Origin of the sequence: Kocuria aegyptia (assembly GCF_039530085.1) — a bacterium.
Taxonomy (GTDB): Bacteria; Actinomycetota; Actinomycetes; order Actinomycetales; family Micrococcaceae; genus Kocuria; species Kocuria aegyptia.
In genome coordinates this window covers 42034-64726 of record NZ_BAAAOA010000029.1, presented here as the reverse complement: position 1 = coordinate 64726, position 22693 = coordinate 42034, and the positions used below count along the sequence as shown (strand labels likewise).

The 22693-nt window shown below is 74.4% G+C and carries 24 protein-coding genes; 11 read left to right on the top strand and 13 right to left on the bottom strand.

Annotated elements, in window-relative coordinates; all coding sequences use genetic code 11:
* Positions 1-182: 182 nt before the first annotated feature.
* Together ABD220_RS12165 and ABD220_RS12160 are read right to left on the bottom strand one after the other, a co-directional pair.
* Entirely contained in the window at positions 183-707 is a 525-nt protein-coding gene (locus tag ABD220_RS12165) for a mycothiol transferase (protein ID WP_344122933.1), read from the bottom strand.
* Between the two features lie 124 nt (positions 708-831).
* Positions 832-2349, bottom strand: coding sequence for an MFS transporter (locus ABD220_RS12160; protein WP_344122931.1), 1518 nt, complete (start codon positions 2347-2349; stop codon positions 832-834).
* A 122-nt stretch (positions 2350-2471) separates the two neighbouring features.
* On the opposite strand from ABD220_RS12160, the gene ABD220_RS12155 reads away from it, so the two are divergent.
* Positions 2472-3017, top strand: coding sequence for a TetR/AcrR family transcriptional regulator (locus ABD220_RS12155; RefSeq protein ID WP_344122929.1), 546 nt, complete (start codon positions 2472-2474; stop codon positions 3015-3017).
* A 9-nt stretch (positions 3018-3026) separates the two neighbouring features.
* On the opposite strand, the gene ABD220_RS12150 is transcribed toward ABD220_RS12155, so the two are convergent.
* Together ABD220_RS12150 and ABD220_RS12145 are read right to left on the bottom strand one after the other, a co-directional pair.
* On the bottom strand, positions 3027-3623 hold the full coding sequence (locus ABD220_RS12150; RefSeq protein WP_344122926.1) for a uracil-DNA glycosylase: 597 nt from the start codon (positions 3621-3623) through the stop codon (positions 3027-3029).
* On the bottom strand, positions 3620-4867 hold the full coding sequence (locus ABD220_RS12145; protein ID WP_344122924.1) for an FAD-dependent oxidoreductase: 1248 nt from the start codon (positions 4865-4867) through the stop codon (positions 3620-3622). Before ABD220_RS12145 ends, ABD220_RS12150 begins: the two co-directional genes overlap by 4 nt.
* Positions 4868-5082: 215 nt before the next feature.
* Between ABD220_RS12145 and ABD220_RS12140 the strand changes: the two genes are divergently transcribed.
* Positions 5083-5640, top strand: a complete 558-nt coding sequence (locus ABD220_RS12140) for a dihydrofolate reductase family protein (RefSeq protein WP_344122922.1) — start codon at positions 5083-5085, stop codon at positions 5638-5640.
* Positions 5641-5661: 21 nt separating this feature from the next.
* Here ABD220_RS12140 and ABD220_RS12135 read toward each other — a convergent pair whose 3' ends face one another.
* Both ABD220_RS12135 and ABD220_RS12130 read right to left on the bottom strand, forming a co-directional pair.
* On the bottom strand, positions 5662-7383 hold the full coding sequence (locus tag ABD220_RS12135) for a RecQ family ATP-dependent DNA helicase (protein ID WP_344122920.1): 1722 nt from the start codon (positions 7381-7383) through the stop codon (positions 5662-5664).
* 16 nt (positions 7384-7399) lie between these two features.
* Positions 7400-7636 (bottom strand): hypothetical protein, encoded by a 237-nt coding sequence (locus tag ABD220_RS12130; protein WP_344122918.1) that lies wholly within the window; start codon positions 7634-7636, stop codon positions 7400-7402.
* 132 nt (positions 7637-7768) lie between these two features.
* Here ABD220_RS12130 and ABD220_RS12125 point away from each other — a divergent pair, with 132 nt between their 5' ends.
* Together ABD220_RS12125 and ABD220_RS12120 are read left to right on the top strand one after the other, a co-directional pair.
* A complete protein-coding gene (locus tag ABD220_RS12125) occupies positions 7769-8512 on the top strand; it encodes a TSUP family transporter (RefSeq protein WP_344122916.1) in 744 nt (247 codons plus the stop codon).
* 127 nt (positions 8513-8639) lie between these two features.
* Positions 8640-9926 carry an FG-GAP repeat domain-containing protein gene (locus ABD220_RS12120; protein ID WP_344122914.1) on the top strand — a complete coding sequence of 429 codons (1287 nt, stop codon included), beginning with the start codon at positions 8640-8642 and terminating at the stop codon, positions 9924-9926.
* Positions 9927-9944: 18 nt separating this feature from the next.
* Here ABD220_RS12120 and ABD220_RS12115 read toward each other — a convergent pair whose 3' ends face one another.
* Together ABD220_RS12115 and ABD220_RS12110 are read right to left on the bottom strand one after the other, a co-directional pair.
* Positions 9945-10370 carry a ChaB family protein gene (locus tag ABD220_RS12115; RefSeq protein ID WP_344122911.1) on the bottom strand — a complete coding sequence of 142 codons (426 nt, stop codon included), beginning with the start codon at positions 10368-10370 and terminating at the stop codon, positions 9945-9947.
* Between the two features lie 36 nt (positions 10371-10406).
* Entirely contained in the window at positions 10407-11309 is a 903-nt protein-coding gene (locus ABD220_RS12110; RefSeq protein WP_344122909.1) for an SDR family oxidoreductase, read from the bottom strand.
* Positions 11310-11498: 189 nt separating this feature from the next.
* Here ABD220_RS12110 and ilvD point away from each other — a divergent pair, with 189 nt between their 5' ends.
* Positions 11499-13190: a dihydroxy-acid dehydratase gene (gene ilvD, locus ABD220_RS12105; protein ID WP_344122907.1), complete on the top strand. Its 1692-nt coding sequence runs from the start codon at positions 11499-11501 to the stop codon at positions 13188-13190.
* Between the two features lie 96 nt (positions 13191-13286).
* Here ilvD and ABD220_RS12100 read toward each other — a convergent pair whose 3' ends face one another.
* The 4 genes from ABD220_RS12100 to ABD220_RS12085 all read right to left on the bottom strand — a co-directional run bounded on the left by ABD220_RS12100 (position 13287) and on the right by ABD220_RS12085 (position 16162).
* On the bottom strand, positions 13287-14144 hold the full coding sequence (locus ABD220_RS12100; RefSeq protein ID WP_344122905.1) for an SRPBCC family protein: 858 nt from the start codon (positions 14142-14144) through the stop codon (positions 13287-13289).
* A gap of 99 nt (positions 14145-14243) precedes the next feature.
* The gene (locus tag ABD220_RS12095; RefSeq protein WP_344122904.1) at positions 14244-14729 is read right to left on the bottom strand and encodes an Lrp/AsnC family transcriptional regulator; all 486 of its coding nucleotides are present in this window, start codon (positions 14727-14729) and stop codon (positions 14244-14246) included.
* Between the two features lie 229 nt (positions 14730-14958).
* On the bottom strand, positions 14959-15750 hold the full coding sequence (locus ABD220_RS12090; protein WP_344122903.1) for a nitroreductase family protein: 792 nt from the start codon (positions 15748-15750) through the stop codon (positions 14959-14961).
* Positions 15751-15775: 25 nt separating this feature from the next.
* On the bottom strand, positions 15776-16162 hold the full coding sequence (locus ABD220_RS12085; protein ID WP_344122902.1) for a hypothetical protein: 387 nt from the start codon (positions 16160-16162) through the stop codon (positions 15776-15778).
* Positions 16163-16291: 129 nt separating this feature from the next.
* On the opposite strand from ABD220_RS12085, the gene ABD220_RS12080 reads away from it, so the two are divergent.
* The 4 genes from ABD220_RS12080 (at position 16292) to ABD220_RS12065 (ending at position 20636) form a co-directional block, all read left to right on the top strand.
* Positions 16292-17035, top strand: a complete 744-nt coding sequence (locus ABD220_RS12080) for a methyltransferase domain-containing protein (protein ID WP_344122900.1) — start codon at positions 16292-16294, stop codon at positions 17033-17035.
* 71 nt (positions 17036-17106) lie between these two features.
* Positions 17107-18321, top strand: a complete 1215-nt coding sequence (locus tag ABD220_RS12075) for an NAD-dependent epimerase/dehydratase family protein (RefSeq protein ID WP_344122898.1) — start codon at positions 17107-17109, stop codon at positions 18319-18321.
* An 8-nt stretch (positions 18322-18329) separates the two neighbouring features.
* Positions 18330-19589, top strand: a complete 1260-nt coding sequence (locus ABD220_RS12070; RefSeq protein ID WP_344122896.1) for a glycosyltransferase family 4 protein — start codon at positions 18330-18332, stop codon at positions 19587-19589.
* A 222-nt stretch (positions 19590-19811) separates the two neighbouring features.
* Positions 19812-20636: a hypothetical protein gene (locus ABD220_RS12065; protein ID WP_344122895.1), complete on the top strand. Its 825-nt coding sequence runs from the start codon at positions 19812-19814 to the stop codon at positions 20634-20636.
* A gap of 64 nt (positions 20637-20700) precedes the next feature.
* Here ABD220_RS12065 and ABD220_RS12060 read toward each other — a convergent pair whose 3' ends face one another.
* Complete coding sequence (locus ABD220_RS12060; RefSeq protein ID WP_344122894.1) at positions 20701-21777, bottom strand: FUSC family protein; 1077 nt, start codon at positions 21775-21777, stop codon at positions 20701-20703.
* 76 nt (positions 21778-21853) lie between these two features.
* Between ABD220_RS12060 and ABD220_RS12055 the strand changes: the two genes are divergently transcribed.
* Both ABD220_RS12055 and ABD220_RS12050 read left to right on the top strand, forming a co-directional pair.
* Complete coding sequence (locus tag ABD220_RS12055; RefSeq protein WP_344122892.1) at positions 21854-22264, top strand: FluC/FEX family fluoride channel; 411 nt, start codon at positions 21854-21856, stop codon at positions 22262-22264.
* Positions 22261-22632, top strand: coding sequence for a fluoride efflux transporter FluC (locus tag ABD220_RS12050; RefSeq protein ID WP_344122890.1), 372 nt, complete (start codon positions 22261-22263; stop codon positions 22630-22632). Before ABD220_RS12055 ends, ABD220_RS12050 begins: the two co-directional genes overlap by 4 nt.
* Positions 22633-22693 lie beyond the last annotated feature (61 nt).

The following is a 22693-nucleotide window of genomic DNA, read 5'->3' as shown; positions in this document are numbered from 1 at the left end:
GACCCGAGCCCGTCAGGGCACGGTGGTGGAAGCGGTCGTGAGGCATGACGTCACCCACTCCGGGAGATCGCAACAGCGCGGCGGTGGTGGTTCCGAGCACTCCCACGCTAGATGTCGGACACTTCGTCCGAGGATCTGCCCGTGCACCTCGCACGGGCAGATCTGCTCGCCCCTTGGGGCAGTCAGTAGGGCCCTGCCCACCCGTCCTCGAGCAGGCCGCGGACGTAGGCCGCTTGGCCGAGGTGCTGCGCGGCGTCGTCGACCGTGCTGACCAGGCGCACCCCGCGGGTGACCGGAGGGGTCCAGGACCGGTCCACCACGTCGTCGAGCTGGTCGGCCGTGAGCCCGTGCACGTAGGCGACCGTGCGCTCGACGACCGCGTCGAGGTAGCCGCGCAACAGGTCGGGGGACGTCACGCGGATCTTCGCGACGTCCTCCGGGCCGTGGCCGAAGCCCGTGGCGGAGTCGGGGACGCCGAGACCGAACCGCCCGCTCCACCCCTCCGCGGTCCACACCTCCTCGGCGCCGGCGAGCTGGGCCACCTGCGCGTCCTGCTGCCGGGCCGCGTGCCACACCAACCAGACCACGGGGTTCGCGGTACCGCCCGGCATGGTGTTCAGCACCTCCGCGGGGATGCCCTCGAGCACGTGCGCCGCAGCCTCGGACGGTCGGCGGGCGGCGTCCTCGAACAGTTCCTGCGGCGTCATCGTGACCACTCCTCCCGTGCGGACGGGGGCGGGGCCGGCCCCCTGCCGCCGAGCCTACGTCCACCCGGGGCCCGTGGAGCCGCGCCGCCGTCCGGTGACGTGGCCGGTCCCCAGGGCGGACAGGTCAGCGCACGGCCGGCCGCAGCATGCGGGCGACCGTGAACGCCGCCAGGACCACCACGGCCGTCATCACCAGCGCCGTCCAGTGCATGCCCGCGGTGAACGCGGCGACCGCCGCCTCCCGGACGGCGGGGCCGAGCACGCCGGCACCCTCCGCGATCTCGACGGCCCCGCCGAGGGTCTCGTGCGCCGCGGCCGACGAGCCCGCGCCCAGGGCCGCGGGCAGGTCGAGGTGGCGCTGGTAGAACGCGGTCAGCAGGCCGCCGAGCACGGCCGTGCCCAGCACCGCACCGACCTCGTAGCCGGTCTCCGAGATCGCCGAGGCCGCTCCGGCCTTGTGCGGCGGGGCCGCCGTGAGCACGAGGTCGTTGGACAGCGTCTCGGCGAGCCCGATGCCGGTGCCGACCAGGCAGAAGGCCACGAGGACCACCACGGCGCCGGCAGTCGCGGAGAGGTCGGCGAGGGCGACCACGAGGAAGCCGACCGAGGACAGGAGCATCCCCGCCGTGATCACGGTCCTGGGGGTCAACCAGCGCACGGCGCGCACGGCCGCGAAGCCGGCGAGGACCGTGAGGACGAGGCCCGGGACCATGGTCAGGCCCGCGGTCATCGGGTCCAGGCCGACCACGAGCTGCAGGTACTGGGTCAGCATGAACAGGAATCCGTAGAGCCCCACGTTGCCGAGGACGTTGACGGTCACCCCGCCCCGGAAGCCCGGGTGCCGGAACAGGGCGAGGTCGAGCATCGGGTGCGCCAGGACCGCCTGGCGCCGCACGAACAGCACCCCGGCCAGCACGCCGAAGGCCGCGCTGAGCAGGCCGTGGAAGAGTTCCCCGGAGGCCGTGGCGGCCTTGATGCCGTAGACCACGGGGGTCATGGCGAGCATGGCGAGCAGCACGGACGGGACGTCCACGGGTCCGGGCCGGGGGTCGCGCGACTCGGGCACGAGCACGGGACCGAGCACGAGCAGGGGCAGCAGCACCGGCACGGACATCAGGAACACCGAGCCCCACCAGAAGTGGTTGAGCAGGAAGCCGCCGACGATCGGGCCCAGTGCGGCGCCCCCGCTGAAGCCTCCGGCCCACACCGCGATCGCGATCCGGCGCTGGCCCGGGTCCAGGAAGATGTTGCGCAGCAGGGACAAGGTCGCGGGCATCAGCATCGCGCCGAAGAACCCCATGGCGGCCCGCCCGGCCACGAGCAGCTCGGCGGTGGGGGCGAAGGCCGACGCCGCGGAGACGGCGGCGAAGCCCGTCCCGCCGATCAGCAGCAGCCGCCGTCGGCCGATCCGGTCCCCGAGGGACCCCATGGGGATGAGCAGGCCGGCGAGCACGAGAGGGTAGACGTCCACGATCCACAGCAGCTGCGCCCCGGTGGGATGCAGCGCCTGGGAGATGGTGGGCAGCGCGAAGCTCAGCGCCGTGTTGTCGACCGACACGAGCAGGACGGGCATCATCAGGACCGCGAGCGCGGCCCATTCGCGCGCACCGGCCGTGGGGCGGGGCGTCAGCAGAGTGGTCATGGTTCACCTCCGGGGAGCGGATCGGGGTCGGACAGCCTGACAAACTGTACCGTCTAGACGGTACAGTTATGAGCGAGCTGACACAATGGGCACCACGTCCGATCCAGGGAGGTCTTCCTCACATGCCGCGCCCACCCGTGGCCCGGGACAAGCTCCTGGCCGCCTTCGAGCAGATCGTCCTCGACGACGGCGAGCGCGCCGCGACCCTCGACGCCGTCGCCACCGCCGCCGGAGTGTCCAAAGGGGGCCTGCTCTACCACTTCCCGCACCGCCAGGCCCTCGTGGACGCGACCCTGCAGCGGCTCGAGGAGCTCATGCAGCAGGACCTCGAGGGCATGGCGGCGGCGCCGGACGGGGCCGCGCGCTACTTCCTCGTCACGTCCCTGTTCGAGGACAGCCAGCTGGACCGGGCCCTGATCGTGGCCTCCCGCCTGGTCCAGGCCGGGGACGAGAACGCTCGGGCCGCCCTCAAGCGGCTGGAGGAGGCGTGGTACGAGCTGATCCTCGCGGACGTGGGGGACCCGGTCGTCGCGACCTCGGTCCAGCAGATGGGCGACGGGCTCTACCACAACGCGTCGATCGGGCTGCTGCCCGACGGCAGCGCGCAGCGGCACACCATCCTGGAGCACCTCCTGGCCGCGGTCGACCGGCTCAGCCCACGCCTCTGAGCGCCGGGCTCAGGCCCGCGCCGCGGCGGCGGCCGTGCGCAGCGCGACGAGGATCCGCTGCCGGGTCTCGGCCCGGCGGTGGCCGTTGCGCAGCGACGGGTGGGGGACGCCCAGCACGGGCAGCAGCCGCGGCGGCTCCTCCACGGTGAGCAGGCGCATCATCCCCGTGAGCGCCGGAGCCCCGAGGGTCACGACGACGCGCAGCTCCGGCAGCGCCCGGGCCAGGTCCCGCAGGGCCGGTTGCGCCTCGGCGAGGTCCTCCACCCGGGGTGGCCGGTGCCGCCCGTCCGTGTCCCGCAGCGCCCAGGGCACCACGTTCCAGCGCAGGTAGTCGGCGCGGGCCAGCCCGGACTCCTCCCGCAGCGCCTTGAAGACCCGGGCGGTGGGATCCGGGTTGTCCTCGGAGCTGAAGCCCAGCTCCCCGGCCGCCACGGTGGCCGGCCCGGGTGCCTCCATCAGCACGAGCACCCGGGCCGCGGTGCCCCCGCCGTCGGGATCGACCCACGGCACGAAACGACCGCCGTGGCGCCAGGAGCGCACGAGGGCGTTGAGCGGGGCCACGTGGGGCTCGTCCACCCGGGCGCGCCGGTCCGCGGCGGAGGTCATGCGCGTGCCGCGCCGTCCGCCGAGCGCAGCCCGGCGGGGACGTGCTCGGGCCGGAGGCCGATGCCGATGGCCCGCCCGGTGAGGTGGGGCAGGAACGGCAGCGCCCGGACGAGGCCCAGCGGCACCGGGGGCCTCGGCCGGGCCCCGCCCCGGGCCGGCACGAGTCGGCGGGCCAGCACGAGCTGGAACAGCTGGGTGGCGCGCGCCGGCCACGCCCGCCGGCGCTGCACCCGCGCGAGGTCCCGCGCCCGCACCCCGCCGCGCAGCAGGCGCGGCCCGAGAAGATTCGTCGCCGCCACCGCGTCCTGGATCGCGAGGTTGATGCCCACGCCGCCGGCCGGGGACATGGCGTGCGCGGCGTCGCCGAGGAACAGCACCCCGGGCCGCCACCACCGGCGCAGGTGGCCCACGCGCACGCGCAGCAGCTTCACCTGCTCCCAGTCCTCGATCGCCGCGAGCCCCTCCCCCAGCCCGGGGGCCAGCGCGCGCACCCGGTCCCGGAAGGCCTCCAGCCCCTGGGCGCGCAGCGTGTCGTGCTCACCGGCCCGCACGATGAGAGCGGCCTGCCAGTAGCCCGTGCGCGGCAGGGCGACGACCGCGCCGTCGCCGGCGTTGAACAGCGGCTGCTCCTGGCCCTCGCGGCGGGGCACGCGGAACCACAGCACGTCCATCCGGGAGGGCGAGGCCACCGGGGTCAGGCCGGCGGCGGCCCGCAGCACGGAGTCGCGGCCGTCGGCGGCCAGCACCAGCTCGGCCCGGATCCGCACCGGCGCCCCGGCGTCGTCGAGCGCCGTGACCCCGGTGCACCGGCCGGCCTCGACGAGCAGGCCGTCGGCGGCCGTGGAGCGCAGCAGCCGGAACCCGGGCAGCGCCTCCCCCTTCTCGGCGAGCAGGTCCAGGAAGTCCCACTGCGGCAGGAACGCGATGAACGGGCAGCGCACGGGCAGCCGGTCGAACCGCCCGACCACGACCGTCTCCCCGCCGAGGGAGACCGTGGCGCGCTCCACCCGGGTGTGCGGCAGGGCCAGGACGTCCTCGAGCCAGCCGAGCTCGGCCATCAGTTCCAGGGTGGAGGGGTGCAGGGTGTCGCCGCGGAAGTCCCGCAGGAAGTCCGCGTGCTTCTCCAGCACGACCACGTCCACGCCCTGCTTCGCCAGCAGCACCCCGGCCATCAGCCCGGCCGGGCCCCCGCCCACCACGCAGCACGTGGTCCGCACCTGCACCGTCGTCTGCTCCGCCGCCACGGGTGCCTCCCGGACCCTCGCCGAACCGCCGTCCCTGCCGAGGGTCCCACCGGGGTGCCGACCGCGCAAGAGGGCGGCACTCCGGGGCGGGGGTTCGGCACGGTCCGGATGCCGACGGAGCGCGTCATGGCGTGCCGAGCCCTTCCCACCGCCGCGCGGGCGCACCAGAGTGGGAACCGCAGGCACGAGCACCACCGCACCGACAGGAGATTCCCGTGGGCCAGCTGATCGTCACCGAGTTCATCACCATCGACGGCGTCGTCGACTCCCCCGGCGGCGGCCCGCACCCGCACGCGGGCTGGACCTTCCAGCACGTCGCCTTCGAGGAAGCCGCCTACGAGATCAAGGACCGGGAGCAGAAGGAGGCGGCGGCGATGCTGATGGGCCGGGTCAGCTACGACGAGTTCGCCCCCGTCTGGCCGTCGATGGAGGAGTTCGCGGAGTACAACGCCATGCCCAAGTACGTGGTCTCCTCCACCCTCGAGGACCCGCAGTGGCACAACACGTCGGTGCTGCGCTCCCTCGACGAGGTCGCGCAGCTGAAGGCCACCGTCGACGGCACCGTCCTCGTGCACGGCAGCGCCACCCTGGCCAAGGGCCTCGCCGCCGCGGATCTCGTGGACCGCTACCACCTGCTGGTGTTCCCCGTGCTGCTCGGCGCGGGCCGGCGGCTCTTCGACGACAGCACGGACACGTTCCGCACCCTGGAGCTGGTGGAGCACGAGGCCTACGCCAACGGCGTCCTCAAGTGCGTCTACGACGTCGTCCGCTGACCGGTGCCGGGTCCCGGGCGGTCAGGACCCTCCTTCCTGCCGCGGCCCCGGGCCGCGCTCCAGCAGGCCCTCGTGCTCCTCGATCAGGCGCAGGGACAGCTCCTTGTAGCCGACCGAGTCGAACAGGACGGTGATCCGGTCCGGCTCCGCGCCCATCACGATCCCGTGGCCCCACTCGCGGTGGGTGACCGGGGTCTGGATTCCCCAGCCGTGCGGGGTGGCGGCGGCGCGCTCCGCGGCCTCGGCGGCGGAGCCGGCCTCCGCGCAGGTGTCGCAGTTGCCGCACCAGCCGTCGGTCTCCTCGCCGAAGTAGTTGAGCAGCCAGTCCCGCCGGCACCCGTCCGTCTCGGCGTAGCCGCGCATCATGTCGATCCGCGACCGGTCGATCCGGTGCTCGGCCTCCGCCTCCGCGAGCGCGGCGGCGACGGCGGCCTGCGGCGTCGCCCCGTTCGCGGCACGGTAGCCCTGGGTCCGGGCGAGCACGCCGCCGCTGTGCTCGAGGAGGTGCAGGGCCCGGGCCTGGGCACGGTGGCCCAGCCCGGTGTGCTCGCGCAGCTCCCGGGCCCGGACCGGCCCGTGCCGGCGGACCGCGCGGAAGACCTCCTCGAGGTCCTCCTGCTCGGGGGCGGCGCCGGCGAAGTACTGCTGGAGCCCCAGGTCCTCGGAGCGGTAGTGCAGCACGGCGAGGGCCGGTCTGCCGTCCCGGCCGGCCCGGCCGATCTCCTGGTAGTAGCTGTCCAGGGAGTCGGGAATGTCCACGTGCACCACGAAGCGCACGTCGGGCTTGTCGATGCCCATCCCGAAGGCGGTGGTGGCCACCACCACGTCCAGCTCGTCGGCGAGGAACCGGGCGTGCACCTCGTTGCGCTCGGACCGCTTGCGCCCCGCGTGGTAGGCCTCGGCGCGCACGCCGCGCCGGAGCAGCTCGGCTGCGTAGGCCTCCGTCTCCTTGCGGGTCGCGACGTAGACCAGCCCCGGGTCCACGAGCTCGGCGACCTCGTCGAGCACCGCCCGGCGCTTGTCGGAGGCCTGGTGGTGGCGCACCACCCGCAGCTCGATGTTGGGCCGGTCGAAGCTGTGCACCAGGACCAGGGGGTCGCGCAGGCCCAGCCGGTCGACGATCTCGGCACGGGTGTGCGGGGACGCGGTGGCCGTCAGGGCGACGACGGCCGGGCGCCCCAGCCGTTCGACCGCCTCCCCGAGCACGAGGTAGTCGGGGCGGAAGTCGTGACCCCACGAGGAGATGCAGTGCGCCTCGTCCACGACGAACAGGGACGGCGGATGCGCGGCGAGCCGCTGCGTGGTCTCCTCCCGGGCCAGTTGCTCGGGGGCGAGGAACAGGAACTTCGCGTCCCCGCGCTCCACGGCCTCCCAGGCGGCACGCTCACGGCGCGCTCCCACCACGGAGTTCACCGCGAAGGCGACCTCCGCCCCGAGGGCCTCGTTGATCGCCTCGACCTGGTCGTGCTGGAGGGCGATCAGCGGGGACACGACCACGGCGGTCCCCGGCAGGGCGGCGCCCGGGACCTGGTAGATCGCGGACTTGCCGTGGCCGGTGGGCATCACCGCCAGGACGTCACGGCCGCCGGCCGCCGCCGCCATCGCCTCGAGCTGCCCCTCCCGGAACTCGTCGATGCCGAAGCGGGACGCGGCGACCTCCCGGAGCCGTTCCACGGAGATCTTCGCGGAGATCCCCGTGGAGGTCTCCGCCGGGACCCGTGCGGTGCGCTGGTGCGTGCTCATTCCGGTGCCCACCGGATCAGAACGGGAACCGGGCGTCGACCGCGGGGCCGATGACGCCGGCCGGACCGGCAGGGTCCCCGGTGAGCAGGTCCTCGACCTCCTCGGCGGGCTCGCGGTGCTGCGCCGCGAGCAGCTCCCCCCGGGGCAGCGTGGTGGCCCCGGCGGCCTCGCGGAGGATGTTCGCGGCGAGGTGGGTGCTGAACTCCGCCCAGCCGCGGACGCCGCCGATGACCAGGTCCCGGCTGATGCTCATGGTGCTCCTCTCGTCCGATGTCGTCCCGCGGGGGGCCTCTCCGACTGCAAGGGTACTTACTGATTGCGGGAATCACCACGGCGGAATCGTGTGCGGACCGGGATGGGGCCGGCGGAGGCGCAGAATGGGCCCGTGGAGATCATCGTCGTCGCCGCCCTCGCGATCCTGGTGGGCTCGGTCCTGCAGCGCGTCTCGGGCACCGGGGTCGGCCTCGTCGTGGCCCCGACCCTCGCGCTGCTGCTCGGCCCCGCCACGGGCGTGCTCGTGACCAACGCGACGACGACCGTCTCCGGCTTCCTCATCATGCTCTCGGTGTGGCGGCACGTGGACTGGCGGCGCTTCGCCCTCATCGCCCCGGCCGCGGCGGTGGGCGCCGTGCCGGCCGCGCTCGTGGTGCGCGAGCTGCCCGCCGCCTGGCTGCAGGTGCTGGTGGGCGGCGTGGTGCTGCTGGCCCTGACCACCATGTTCGGGCTCCCCCGCCTGCCCGAGTGGCCGGGACGGCTGCCCACGGTGCTCGCCGGGACGATCGGGGGGTTCTTCAACACCACGGCGGGGGTGGCCGGCCCCGTCATGGTGATCCATTCCCGGCTGGCCCGGTGGGAGCAGCGTTCCTTCGCCGCGACCCTGCAACCGGTGTTCATGACGATGGGCGCCCTGTCGGTGCTCACCAAGACCCTGCTCGGGGCGGCCGGGACGGGCGGGATGCCGCCGTGGTGGGTGGCGCCCGGGGTGGTCCTCACGGTGGTGCTGGGCGTGCGGATCGGCGGCGTCCTCGCCCGCCGCGTGCCCCTGAGCGCCGCGCGCACGACCGCCCTCGTGCTGGCCGGCCTGGGCGGGGCGATCACGCTGGTGCGCGGGCTGCTCGGCGTGCTCTGAGCCCCCGGAGGACGCGGGGAGCCCGGGTCCTCCGGGGGCGGAAGTAGCAATCAGAAACGTGTGCGCCCCGGAGGCGCGGCGTCAGGGTCCGGCCCTACGCTGTGCGCACCGACATCGGAGGGACGCCATGGGACGCCGGATCCACACTCTTCTGCTCGCCGGGACCACCGCTGCGGCACTGGCGGCCGGCCCGGCCGCCGTGGCGCCCGCCGCCGCGGACCAGCACACGCCGGCGGACCGGGACCGGGCCCCCCGCACCCACCTCGACTTCGGCTGGGCGCAGGGCTGGCGCACCGATCGCCATGTCCGGGGAACGGGGGACGTCAACGGTGACGGGCACGCCGACGTCGTCGGCATCGGCGACGGCGGGGTGCACCTGGCCTTCGGCGGCGAGACCGCCGAGCTGACGGGCGCGGGCCTGGTGCTGCGGGACTTCGGGGTGGCCCAGGGCTGGCGCACGGGTCCTCACCCCCGGATGCTGGCCGACCTCGACGGGAACGGCACGGACGACGTCGTCGGATTCGGCAACCGCGGAGTGTTCGTCTCCTACGCCGGTCCCGGTGGGACCCTGGCGGCAGCGCGGGGGCCGGCGGCGACGGTGCGCAACTTCGGGGTGGACCAGGGCTGGCGCCCCGACCGCCACCTCCGGGAGCTGGCCGACCTCCAGGGGGACGGACTGGTCGACGTCGTCGGCTTCGGGGACGACGGGATCCATGCGGCCTCCGGGAGGCCGGCCGGGAGCCCTGCCGCCTTCTCGCCCTCCACCCGCCGGCTGGCGGACTACGGCTGGAACCAGGGCTGGCGCCCCGACCGCCATGTCCGGCAGCTCGCCGACGTGACCGGCGACGGGGTGCTCGACGTCGTCGGCTTCGGGGACGCCGGGGTGCAGGCGGCCCGGGGCCGCGCCGACGGGACCTTCTCCACCCCCGCCCTCGTGCTGCGTGAGTTCGGCTGGGCCCAGGGCTGGCGCGTCGAGCACCACCCCCGGCGCGTGGCGGACGTGAACGCGGACGGCCGCGCCGACATCGTGGGCTTCGGCCACGCCGGCGTGTGGGTCTCGCACGGGACGGCGGACGGGACCTTCGGCCCGCCGTCGATGACGCTGCGGGACTTCGGGGCGGCACAGGGCTGGCGGCCCGATCGCCACCAGCGGGAGGTCCTCGACCTGAACGGTGACGGCCGGGCCGAGATCGTAGGCTTCGGCAACCCCGGCACCTTCGTGTCCTACGCCGGGTTCGACGGGAACTTCGCCGTCTCCACGCGCAACCTGAGCGACTACGGCTGGCACCAGGGCTGGCGACCGGGCCGCCACCTGCGTCAGCTGGCGGACGTCACCGGGGACGGCCTTCCGGAGGTGGTGGGCTTCGGCGAGCGCGGCACCGCGGTCACGGAGTGGCTGAGCTCCTCCCGGTGACCGCCCCGGCGCGGAGGGTCAGCCGCCCTCCCGCGCCCGGCGTGTCGCGGCGTCGCTGGCCTTGCGGATCGCGTCGACCAGCTCCTTCTTGGTCATGTAGGAGCGGCCCTCGACGCCGAGACGCTTGGCCAGCTCGTAGAGATGCTGCTTCGAGGCGTTCGCGTCGACCCCGCCGGCGGTCTCCGCGCGGGAGTCGCGGCCGCCCGCGGCGTGCTCGTCGGAGGGCCCGTACTCCTCCTTGGCCTCCCAGTGGTCCCCGACCTTCTCGTGGGTGTGCTTGAGCGCGCTGTAGGCCGTGCGCGCCGCACGCTCCTCGTCGCCGTACTCCTCGAGGGCGGAGTCGTAGGTCTTGGCGAACGTGTCCTGCGCCTTCTGGCCCGAGCGCTGCAGGGTGGAGGGCAGCTCGCTCCTCTTGGCGTGGTCGTCCTTGCCGGTCTTGGGCACGGGGTGATCCTTCCGTAGGGGGAATGGGGGCGCCGCTCAGAAGACGGGCATGCCACCGGTGACGCCGAGGACGATGCCGCTGACGTAGCTGGCCTCGGCCGGGCAGGCCAGGAAGACGTAGGCGCCGGCCAGCTCCGCGGGTTGGCCGATCCGGCCCAGGGGCGTCTCCTTGCCCATGTTCGCGACCGCCCCGGGCTCCTTGGTGGCCGGTCCGAGCGGGGTCCAGACGGGCCCGGGGGCGACCGCGTTGACGCGGATCCCCTCGGGGCCGAGCTCGGCGGCGAGGTTGGCGGTGACGTTGTTCAGCGCGGCCTTCGTGGCCGCGTAGTCGACCATCGACACGGAGGGGTCGTAGGCCTGCACGGACGTGGTGTTGATGATGCTGTCCCCGCGGCCGAGGTGCGGCAGTGCCGCACGGCTGACCCAGAGGGTGCCGTAGAGGTTGGTGCGCACGGCGCGCTCGAGGTCCTCCGTGGCGAGCCCCTTGAGCCCTGCCTCCCCGCGGGCCCAGTGGAAGCCCGCGTTGTTCACGACGACGTTGAGCCCCCCGAGGCCCTGGACCGCCCGGTCCACGATCTCCTGGCAGGTCTGCTCCTCGCGCACGTCCCCGGGGACCAGGACGGCCGTGCGGCCCGCCTTCTCGATCCACCCCGCCACGTCCTGGGCGTCCTCCTGCTCCTCGGGCAGGTAGTTGATCGCGACGTCGGCGCCCTCCCGGGCGAACGCGATCGCCACGGCCCGGCCGATCCCGGAGTCCCCGCCGGTGATCAGGGCCTTGAGCCCCTCGAGCCGGCCCCGGCCCTCCCAGGACGCCTCTCCGTGGTCGGGCACAGGGTCCATGGCGGCGGTCAGACCCGGGGGCGTCTGCTGCTGCTCGGGCATCCCGCCCTCGTCGTCGGCCATGGCGCGGGCGTGCTGGGAGACGGGTGCCTCAGGCATGTCGGGCTCCTTCAATCAGGTTGCTTAGCTTTTGTTGTTCCCACCCTAGGAGGGCGGGGCGTGCCTTGTCTTCCCCCGGGCGGCACAAACTTCCGGGCGGGACGTGGACATCCCTCGACGCTGTTCGACTTCCGTTGATAGGTTCGCGGCACGCACCCCACCGCGCACCGACGATCCGGGAGAGACCGCATGAGCCCCGACATGAAGCCCCGCAGCCGTCAGGTCACCGACGGCATCGACGCGACCGCCAGCCGGGGCATGCTCCGTGCCGTCGGCATGGGCGACGACGACTGGGAGAAGCCCCAGGTCGGCATCGCCAGCTCCTGGAACGACATCACCCCGTGCAACCTGTCCCTGGACCGGCTGGCCCAGGGCTGCCGGGAAGGAGTGCACTCCGGGGGCGGCTACCCCCTGCAGTTCGGCACGATCTCCGTCTCGGACGGCATCTCCATGGGCCACATGGGCATGCACTTCTCGCTGGTCTCCCGCGAGGTGATCGCCGACTCCGTGGAGACCGTCGTGCAGGCCGAGCGGCTCGACGGGTCCGTGCTGCTGGCCGGGTGCGACAAGTCCCTGCCGGGCATGCTGATGGCCGCCGCCCGCCTGGACCTGGCGTCCGTGTTCCTCTACGCGGGGAGCATCGCCCCGGGCTGGGTCAAGCTCGGCGACGGGACGGAGAGGGAGGTCACGCTCATCGACGGGTTCGAGGCGGTCGGCGCCTGCAAGGCGGGGCTCATGGGCAAGGCGGACCTCGACCGCATCGAGCGGGCCATCTGCCCGGGTGAGGGCGCCTGCGGCGGGATGTACACGGCGAACACCATGGCGTCGATCGCGGAGGCCATGGGGATGAGCCTGCCCGGTTCCGCGGCCCCTCCCTCGGCGGACCGGCGGCGGGACCAGTTCGCCCACCGCTCCGGGGAGGCCGTCGTCGAGATGCTGCGCCAGGGCATCACCGCGCGGGACATCATGACGCGGGAGGCCTTCGAGAACGCCGTCACGGTGCTCATGGCCCTCGGCGGGTCCACGAACGCCGTCCTGCACCTGCTCGCCATCGCGCACGAGGCGGAAGTGGACCTCGGTCTCGAGGACTTCAACCGGATCGGGGACCGCGTGCCCCACCTGGCGGACCTGAAGCCGTTCGGCCGGTACGTGATGAACGACGTCGACCGCCACGGCGGCATCCCCGTGGTCATGAGGGCCCTGCTCGACGCGGGGCTGCTGCACGGGGACGTCCTCACCGTGACCGGCCGGACGCTGGCCGAGAACCTCGCCGCCCTGGACCCCGGTCCCCTCGACGGGCAGGTGATCCGCACCCTCGACAACCCGATCCACCGCACGGGCGGGATCACGATCCTGCACGGCTCGCTGGCCCCGGAGGGGGCGGTGGTGAAGTCCGCGGGCTTCGACGCGGAGGTGTTCGAGGGCCCGGCCCGCGTCTTCGAGCGCGAGCAGGCCGCGATGGACGCCCTCGAGGCCGGGGAGATCACGGCCGGGGACGTGCTCGTCATCCGCTACGAAGGCCCCAAGGGCGGCCCCGGCATGCGCGAGATGCTGGCCATCACCGGGGCGATCAAGGGCGCCGGCCTGGGCAAGGACGTCCTGCTGCTGACCGACGGCCGGTTCTCGGGCGGGACCACGGGCCTGTGCATCGGGCACATCGCCCCCGAGGCCGTCGACGCGGGGCCGATCGCCTTCCTGCGCGACGGCGACCGCATCCGCGTGGACCTCGCCGGCCGCAGCCTCGACCTGCTGGTGGACGCCGAGGAACTCGCCGAGCGCCGCGCGGGCTGGGCCCCATTGCCGCCCCAGTACGGGGGCGGGGTCCTCGGCAAGTACGTGAAGCTGGTGCGCTCGGCGTCGCTGGGTGCCGTGACCGGCTGACCGGCCGGTGCCGCCGCTGCTCCGCACCGGGCGTCCCGCTCGCGCGCCGGGCCCCGACCGCGTGCGGTCGGGGCCCGGCGCGCGAGCGGGATCGGCTCAGAGCGGCCCGTCCGCGGGGCGGTCGTCGATGCGCCGGGTGGTGGGGTCCGCGTCCAGGTCCGTGTCGACGGTGTCGTCGGTGAGGGCCTCGTCCACGCTGGGGATCGGCGGGACCTCCCCGGTCACGGTCTCCCCGGTCACCGTCCCTCCGGGCACGGCCTCCCCGGGCGCTCCCGGTGACACGGGTGCCGCCGGCGCGGCGGGCGGTGCGGTCGACTCGAAGGTGACCGGCTCCGTGTCCGGACCGGAGTCCTTCTGCTTCGCCGCTGCGGCCACCCCGGCCGCCGCCACCCCGGCCGCGGCGACGCCCGCGGCGACCGCCTTGCCCGACACCCCGGCCTTGCCGTCGTCACCGCGGGAGGCCGCGGCGTGCTCCACACCGGGTGTGCCGACCGGGGCGCCCTCGTTGACGGAGCCCCGCCAGGCGCCGGTCGCGTAGCCCTCGTCCTCGATGAACTTCTTGAACCGCTCGAGATCGCCCTCGGCCTGGCTCTCGACCACGTTGAGCTTGTCGCCGATCTTCTCCACGAGGCCCTCGGGCTCGTACTCGAGGACCAGGTGCACCTCGGTCCGGCCGTTGCCCGCGTCCCGGAACGTCACCGCGCCGGCATTGGTGGCGCCCTCCGTCGCGGCCCAGGAGACCCGGCTGTCCGGGACCTGCTCCACGATCTTCGCCTCCCACTGCCGGCGGACGCCGCCGAGCTCGGCGACCCATTCGAGGCGGTCGTCACCGAGCTGGGTCACGCTCTTCACACCGTTCATGAAATGGGGGAAGTCCTCGAACTGGGTCCACTGGTTGTACACGGTGCTCAGCGGCACGTCGACCACGACTGTCTTCTCGACCTTGGTGCTCATGGCATCTCCTTCGATCCGTCTCGGCGATCAGGGATGGCGAACGTCCAGCATTTCGCCAGTGTGCTTACGGTACCTTCCGGTCCGGCCCCGTGGCCAGCGTCACATCCGGCCCTCGAGCAGCGGCGCCACGCGGTACGGGATGACCGTGCGCAGGAACATACTCGTGGAGGTCCGCAGGATGCCGGGGCAGAGCCGGATCTCCTCGGAGACCCGGTAGAGGTCCTCGGGATCCCTGGCCACCACCCGGCACAGCAGGTCCGTCTGACCCGCGGGGGCGAACACCTCGATGACCTGGGGAATCGCCTGCAGACCGGCGATCGCCTCGTCGAGCTGGTGCTGGTCGAGCTCCACGGCCACGCTGGCGGCCAGACCGTAGCCGAGCGCCGCGGGCGTCACCCGGGTGCTGTGCGGGCGCAGCGCGGGGCTCGCGCGATAGCGCTCGAGCCGGGCGTGGATCGTCCCGCGCGCCAGGCCGGTGCGCTGGGCCAGGGCCAGCACGGTCATCCGCGGATCCTCGTCCAGCGCCGCCAGGATCCTCCGGTCCGTCGCGTCCAGCGGACCCGCACCGGCCTCGCCGTTCGTCATGCTGACCACCGCAGCCCCACTTCCCCGTCCCGATCTGATCGATCTGACCAGTTTCAGAGTAGACGTTTGCGCACCCTGTCGGCCAGGGTGTCAACTGATGGTCATACGGTGCGCCTGCTGACCCGGTTCGGCGCATCCCGGCCGGCGCCGGCCGCCCACGAAGCGTCCCGCGTCCCGCGCTGCTCGGCACCCCGCAGCGGCACAGGCCCGCTTCCGGCCCGGACGGCGCTCAGTCGTCCCAGCCCTCCTGCGGCGTGGCGCAGGACTCCCGGAAGACGTACTGGGAGATCCTCCGCCGCTCCCGGCTGGACCAGTCGATGGCCGGACGGCGGTGCTCCTCCGGGACGTAGCCCAGGCGGTAGACGGCCATGAGCTCGAGCTCCTCGGGCACGTCCAGGAGGTCCACGATCTCGGCCCACCGGGCGGGGGCCTCCATGGGGAAGGAGATGAACTGGATGCCCATGCCGAGCTCCACGGTGGTCAGCCAGAGGTTCTCCATGGCCGCGCCCATCGAGAAGAGCGAGTAGAACCCGGACAGCTCCCCGGGCCGGTACTCGCGGCGGTCGAGCATCACACCGAGCAGCAGCGGCGCCCCGGCCACGAGCTTGTGGTTCTCCGAGCCCAGGGTCTGGGGCACCCGCAGCCGGTTCATCATCGCCTGCCCGCCCGGGGTGAACGCCTTCTTGGTGAAGGGCCGCAGCACCGCGGGCAGCTTGTCGAAGAGCATCCCGAAGCGCTGCTCCTCCATCTCCTGACTGCTGAACCGGAAGTAGCGCTTGTACCGGTCGAAGAACGTCCCCTCGGCCATCACCTGCGTCATCGACTCGGCGCTGATCCGGGCGATCCGGTCGATGGTCCCCCGGTCCTCGATCAGCACGAAGCGCCACGGCTGGCTGTTGAACTGGGAGGGCGCGGCCGCGGCCGTGCGCAGCAGCAGCTTCTGGTGGTCCGGGGACACCCGGTCCGGCAGGAACGGGCCGTTGGTGGTGCGGCGGTTGAAGACGACGTCGAGGAACTCCATGTACTCTCCGGTCAGATCGGACGGATCAGCCCGTGCGGGTGGCGCGGGCTCGGAACAGTGCGGTGGCGTAGAACGGTGCCGCGGACAGCGCCGCGAGCGCGTGGCGGCGCGGGTGCCCCTGGGCGGGCGTGCCGATGTGCGGCAGGACGGCCAGGGGCAGCAGCGCCGGCGCGAGGGCCCGGCCCGCCGCGCGCCCGGAGGCGGTGGACGAGGCGGCGGAGAGGGCCGCGGCCAGCGCCGTCGTCGTGGTGGTGGTGATGTAGAGGGCGTGGTGGATCCAGCGGAACCGGCCCGTGTGCACGAGCCCGGCGCCCACGGACGCCCCCAGGGCGGCGTTGGCGGCCCAGCACGCGCTCGCGAGACCGATCCACGGGCCGGGCCGCGAGCCCACGGCACGCACGCTGTGTCCCACGCGGTCCCCTCCTGCCGTCCGGTCGTGCCCGGCACCGGCCGGGAGCCCCAGTCTAGTGACGGCGCGGCACGCCGCTCCCGGCCCGCCGTGCTCCTTGGCGGATCTTGGCGGCCCGCGCAGAATGGGCAGATGCCCTCCGTCCTGTCCCACGCCCGGCCCGACCTCTCCCGGCGGGACGCCGAGCTGCGCGAGCTCATGGACGACCCCTGCTGCGACCTCGCCGCGCTGCGGCGCACCTACGCGCGCTTCGACGTCGTGAACTCCCTGGTCGCCGGGTGGTCCGCGACCTACCGGCGCCGGATCCGGCCCCTCGCCGAGCCCGGCCGGCCGCTGACCCTGCTGGACATCGGCTCCGGCGGCGGGGACGTGGCCCGCGACCTGGCCCGGTGGGCGCAGCGGGACGGGGTGGAGCTGCGGATCACCGGCATCGACCCGGACGCCCGCGCCCACGACTGGGCCTCGGCACGGACCGTCCGCTGGTCGGCCCGGCACCCGCGGACACCGCCCCCGGTCTTCCGGCGGGTCACCAGCCGGGAGCTGGTCGCGGCCGGCGAGACGTTCGACGTCGTGGTCTCCAACCACCTGCTCCACCACCTGGACCCCGGGCCCCTGCGGGACCTCGCCGCGGACTCGGAGCGACTGGCCCGCCGGCTCGTGGTGCACAACGACCTGGTGCGCAGCCCGGCGGCCTACCGGCTGTACTCGGTGGGCGTGCTGCCCCTGGCCCCGGGGTCCTTCCTGCGCACCGACGGGCTGCGGTCCCTGCGCCGCGCCTATCTGCCCCACGAGCTGCTCGAGCTCGCCGGGCCCGGCTGGCGGGTGCCGCCCGGGTCGTTCGCCCACCAGCAGATGACCCTGGACGTTCACCCCTGATTCATGCCTGCCCCGCAGACTGGCACCGACACGACGGGCCCGGCACCGGCCGGCCCGGGAACGGAGCACTCGTGAAGATCGCGGTCCTCGGCGGCGACGGCTTCTGCGGCTGGCCCGCCGCACTGCACCTGTCCGCGCGCGGCCACGACGTGGTGGTGGTCGACAACCTCTCCCGCCGCGCCATCGACGTCCAGCTGGGGACGGAGTCCCTGACCCCCATCCGCGGCCTCGACGAGCGCCGCGCCGCCTGGCAGGAGCGGACGGGCCGGCGGATCGGCAGTGCCCAGATCGACCTCGCCGAGGACCACGAGGCGTTCCTCGACCTCCTCGTCGTCGAGCGCCCGGACGCCGTGGTGCACTTCGCGGAGCAGCGTGCCGCGCCGTACTCCATGCGCACCCCGGCCACGAAGCGCTACACCGTGGACAACAACGTCAACGCCACGCACAACGTGCTGTGCGCGGTCGTGGAGTCCGGTCTGGACGTCCACCTCGTGCACCTGGGCACCATGGGGGTCTACGGGTACGGCACCGCCGGGATGCGGATCCCGGAGGGCTACCTGGACGTGGAGGTCCACGGGCCGCAGGGCGGCGTGACCCAGCAGATCCTCTATCCCTCCCAGCCCGGCTCGCTCTACCACATGACCAAGGTGCTGGATCAGACCATGTTCGCGTTCTACGCGAAGAACGACCGGCTGCGGATCACCGACCTGCACCAGGGCATCGTCTGGGGCACCAGCACCGCGGAGACGGCGCTCGACGAGCGGCTCGTCAACCGCTTCGACTACGACGGCGACTACGGCACCGTCCTCAACCGCTTCCTCGTCCAGGCGGCGGTCGGCCACCCGCTGACCGTGCACGGCACCGGCGGGCAGACCCGCGCGTTCATCCACATCCAGGACATGGTCCGGTGCGTGGAGCTGGCCCTGCTCCACCCCCCGGCGGCCGGGGACCGCGTGAAGATCTTCAACCAGATGACGGAGACCCACCGGGTCCGCGACCTCGCCCGGCTCGTGGCCGGGCTCACCGGCGCGGAGGTCGAGCTGGTCCCCAACCCCCGCCAGGAGTCGGCGGAGAACGAGCTGCACGTCGACAACGGCGCGTTCCTGGACCTCGGCCTGCGGCCCACGACCCTCTCGGAGGGGCTGCTACTCGAGGTCGAGCAGACCGCCGTGCGCTGGGCCCACCGCGTGGACCTCGCCCGCATCCCGGCGAGGTCCGTGTGGAACGCCCGCCGGCGCCCGGGGATCCCGGCACGGCCGGCCCGCCCCGCGGCCGTGGGCGCCTGAGCCGGCGGATGCGGATCGCGCTCTGGACGGACGTCTTCGTCCCGAACGTCGACGGCGTGGTGACGCGCCTGACGCGCACCCTCGACGAGCTCGGGCAGCTCGGCCACGAGGTGCTCGTGCTCACGCCCGGGGAGCCACCCGCGCGCTGGGGTCCGCACCGGGTGGTCAGGGCCCCGTCCGTGGCGTTCCCCTGGTACCGGGAGATCCGGGGAGGCCTGCCGTCCCCGCGCGTCGAGCGCGCCGTGTCGGCGTTCCGCCCCGACGTGGTGCACGCCGTGAACCCGGTGTGGTTCGGCGCGTGGGGCGCGCTCTCCGCCCGGACGCGGGACCTCCCGCTGCTGGCGTCCATCCACACCGACGTGCCGCAGTACATGAGCGTGCTCGGGCACGGGCTCGGCGCCCTGCGCCGGCCCGTGGAGCGGTGGATCCGCACGACCCACGATCTCGCCGAGGTCAACCTGTGCACGTCCGGGCCCATGCTGGAACGGGCCGCGGCCCTGGGGGTGCGCCGTGCGGCGCTGTGGCCCAAGGGCGTGGACACCGACCTGTTCCACCCCGCCAAGACCTCCGCGGTGATGCGGTCCCGGCTCACCGCCGGGCACCCCGGGGAGAAGCTGGTGCTCTCCGTGGGACGGCTGTCGAGGGAGAAGGACGTGGCGGCGCTGCTCGAGCCGATCCGGCGGCTACCCGGCACCCGGCTCGCCGTGGTGGGCGACGGCCCGCACCGGCCGGAGCTCGAACGGCGCTTCGCCGGCACCCCCACGGTCTTCCCGGGACGGCTGGCCGGGGAGGAGCTGGCGGCCGCGTTCGCCTCGGCGGACGTGCTCGCGTTCCCGTCCACCACGGAGACACTGGGGCTCGTGGCCCTGGAGTCCCTGGCGAGCGGGGTGCCGGTGGTCGGCGCGCGGGCCGGCGGCATCCCGTTCGCGGTGGACGACGGGCGGACCGGGCTGCTCGTGCCGCCCGGCGACGCGGACGCGCTCACCGGGGCCCTGGCCCGGCTGCTCGACGACGCGGGCCTGCGCGCACGGATGGGCGCGGCCGGCCGGGCCGAGACCGAGGGCCTCGGCTGGCGTGCCGCGACGGAGTTCCTCGTGGCCGCCTACGGCGAGGCGGCCGACCGGCACCGGCGCCGCCACCGGGGCGCGGCGTCCGGCGGATCCCCGGGCTCCGTCCTGCGCGCGCAGGACGGAGCCCGGGGACGTCCTGCCACCCCGGAGCCCCGGCGCCGGAGGTACGAGCCGTCCCTGCGCCGATCCACGCGTTAACTATTGCCAACAAAGGCTACCGGAACGTATTTTGGCGGCACAGCAGTCCGCCGGACGCGCCGGCTCTCCGCGAGCTCCACGGTGCGCGCCGCACGACCAGCAGCACGGCATTTCCTGTCGCCCCGCCACCGCGCGGATCGGCGACGCGGGGGGAGGTCAGGCCGCGCGCTGCCGGCCGCGGGGTGACCCCGGGGCGACGACCGAGCACAGGAGACACAGGACATGACTGCTGGAAAGACATGGGCGGCCGCGGGCGCCTCGGCCGCGATGCTGGCCGGAGGGCTCTTCCTCGCCGCCCCGGCCGCCGTCGCGGCCCCCGGGGACCCCGCCTGCCTGCAGGCCACCGCGCAGCTGGACGCGGCGCTGGCCGGGGCCGGCCTCACACCCGGGTCGCTCGGCGCACTCGATCTGTCGGCCGAGGCCGTGGCCGCCGCCGAGGCCCAGTACGCCGCGCTCGTCGAGGGCGCCGGCGGGCCGAGCCTGCAGGAGCTCGAGGCCGCCGCGGCCGCACTGATGGCGGCGCAGGAGTCCGGCGACCCGGCAGCCGTCGCCCAGGCCGAGGCCCGCCTCGTCGAGCTCGACCAGCAGCTCACCGCCGCGCTGGGCGCGCTCGACCCCGCCGTCGCCGAGCAGGCCCTCGCCGACGCCGCCGTGGCGTTCGAGGCGCTGCTCGCCGAGCTGGCCCTCGACGAGGCCACGGTCGACCAGCTTCTCGGACTCCTCGAGCAGGCCGTCGTGGCCTGCGAGGGACCCGCCGCTCCGGCCCCCGTGGTAGCCCCGGCGCCGGCGCTCCCCGCTCCGGTCGGGGCCGCACCGGTCGAGGCCGCCCCGGTCGAGGCCGCCCCGGTGGAGGCCGCCCCGGTGGAGGCCGCCCCGGCGCCCGTGGAGGCCCCGCCCGCGGCCGTCAACCCGGGCCTCAACATGCAGACGGCCGCCGCGGAGCACGAGCGGCGCCCGGGTGCCGGCCTGCTGGCCGGGCTGCTGGCCGCGGGGATCGCCGCGAGCGCGGCGGGCGCGCTGCGCCTGCGGCGGGGCGCCCGGTCCTGAGCCGCCCGCCGTCCCGGGGACCCACGGGCCCCGGGACGGCGCGGCCCCCGGGCCGGCGGACGCCTCAGCCGCGGGTCACCGCGCTGCTGCCGGCCGGCGGGGCGCTCGGCGGGTCCAGGACCGCCACGAGCCGGGCGAGGTCGCGGGCCGCGGCCAGCACGAGCTGGTCCTCCGTCCGGGAGAGGTCCGTGAGATCGGCGTGGAGCCGGCCGCCCAGGGAACGGACCCGTTCGGCCGCCTCCTCGGGATCCTCACCGGCGGCCCACGCGCGCACCGCGTCGGCGGCGGACTGCGCCGCCTCGGCCAGCCGGGCGCTCAGGGCCGTGGACACCAGCCAGTCGTGCTGCTCGTGGTCGTAGAGCTCCCGGACGGCATCCGTGAAGCCGCGGAGGTGGAAGACGACGTTCTCGAGCTTCAGCAGCGAGTCGTAGCCGGGGTCCCCCGGGTCCGCGGTGCGCCGCCGCCGGAGCACCATCCTCGGGTTGGCGCGGGCGCTGCGCGCGGACTCGTCGACCGCCTCGCGCACCTCGCCCGTGATCCGCACCAGGGCGTGGTTGCGCCGGCGCCAGTCCCGGCCCCCGGTGGTCCCGGGCTCCGCGAGCTCCCCGGCGACGTCCTCGAGATAGTCGACGACGACGCGCTGCAGCCGGTCGAGCTGGAGGCGGGCGGTGCGGAAGTCCAGCGGCGGGAACACCGTCACGTTGACGATCAGCCCGATCGCCACGCCCACCGACATCTGCACGAGGAAGCCCACCGAGAAGCCCTCGGCGTCCTGGCCCCCGATGATGAGCACGAACAGCGCGCCGACCGGGACGTACTCCGCGCCCGCCCCGAGCCGGCGGATGCCGGCCAGGAGCACGCCCACGCCGACCGCCACGGCCACCGTCACCAGGTTGGGGTCGCCGAGCAGCAGGACCCCGGCCGCCAGGAGGATGCCCAGGGCGATGCCGGCCACCGTCTGCAGCCCAGCGCGCACCGAGCCCAGCACGGTCGGGTACATCGCGGAGATCGCGCCCAGCGGAGCGTAGTAGGGATACTCGTCGAGCACCCCAGGCATCCGCTGTGCCACGGCCCAGGACAGGGCCACGGCGAGCGAGGTCTTGAGGGCCAGGAGGATCCGGGCGCCGCGTATCGTCTGCACCCGGACATCCTACGGACCCGCCGGTAGGATCGAGCCGCCGACCGCTCCCCCAGGAGCCCGCCCCGAGGAGCACCCCATGAGCCGACCGCCGCACCGGCGTCTGCTGCTGGTCCTCGCCGTGGGGGCGGGCGGGGCACTGGGCACCGGCGCCCGCCACGGTCTCGCCCTGCTGCTGCCGGCGGCGGCCGGCTGGCCCCTGGCCACCCTGACGGCGAACCTGCTCGGGGCGTTCCTGCTCGGGGTGCTCCTGGAGGCCCTCCTGCGGCGCGGCGAGGAGACGCCCCGCAGGATGCTGCTGCGCCTCGGCGCGGGCACCGGCGCACTGGGCGGGTTCACGACGTTCTCGTCGCTCGCCCTCGAGGCGGAGCGGCTGCTGGCCGGCGGGGCAGCAGGACAGGCGCTGGCCTACGTGGGGATCTCGCTGGGCGGCGGGTTCCTGGCCTGTCTCGCCGGCACCGTCGTCGCGGCCCGGGGGCGGCGCGCGTGACCGCCGTGCTGATCTGCCTCCTCGGCGGGCTGGGGGCGATGGCCCGGTTCGCGGTGGACGGGGCCGTGCGGCAGCGGTGGGGGACGTCCTTCCCGGCCGGCACCGTGGTCGTCAACGTGAGCGGCTCGTTCCTGGCCGGGCTCCTCTCCGGCGCCGCGCTGGCCGGGACACTGGGCGGGCCCGCGGCGGCGGCCGCCGTGACCGGCTTCTGCGGCGGATACACCACCTTCTCCACCGCGATGGCCGACACCGTGCGGCTGGCCCGGGACGGGAGACCGCACCGGGCGGTGCTCAATGCGGCGGGCACCGGCGCACTCACCGTGCTCGCCGTCGTCGCGGGGCTGACCGCGGCCGCACCGCTGCTCTGAGCGACACCTCATGACTCCCTGCCGCACCGGCAGTGCTCCGGGTCACGTGCTAGAACAGGAA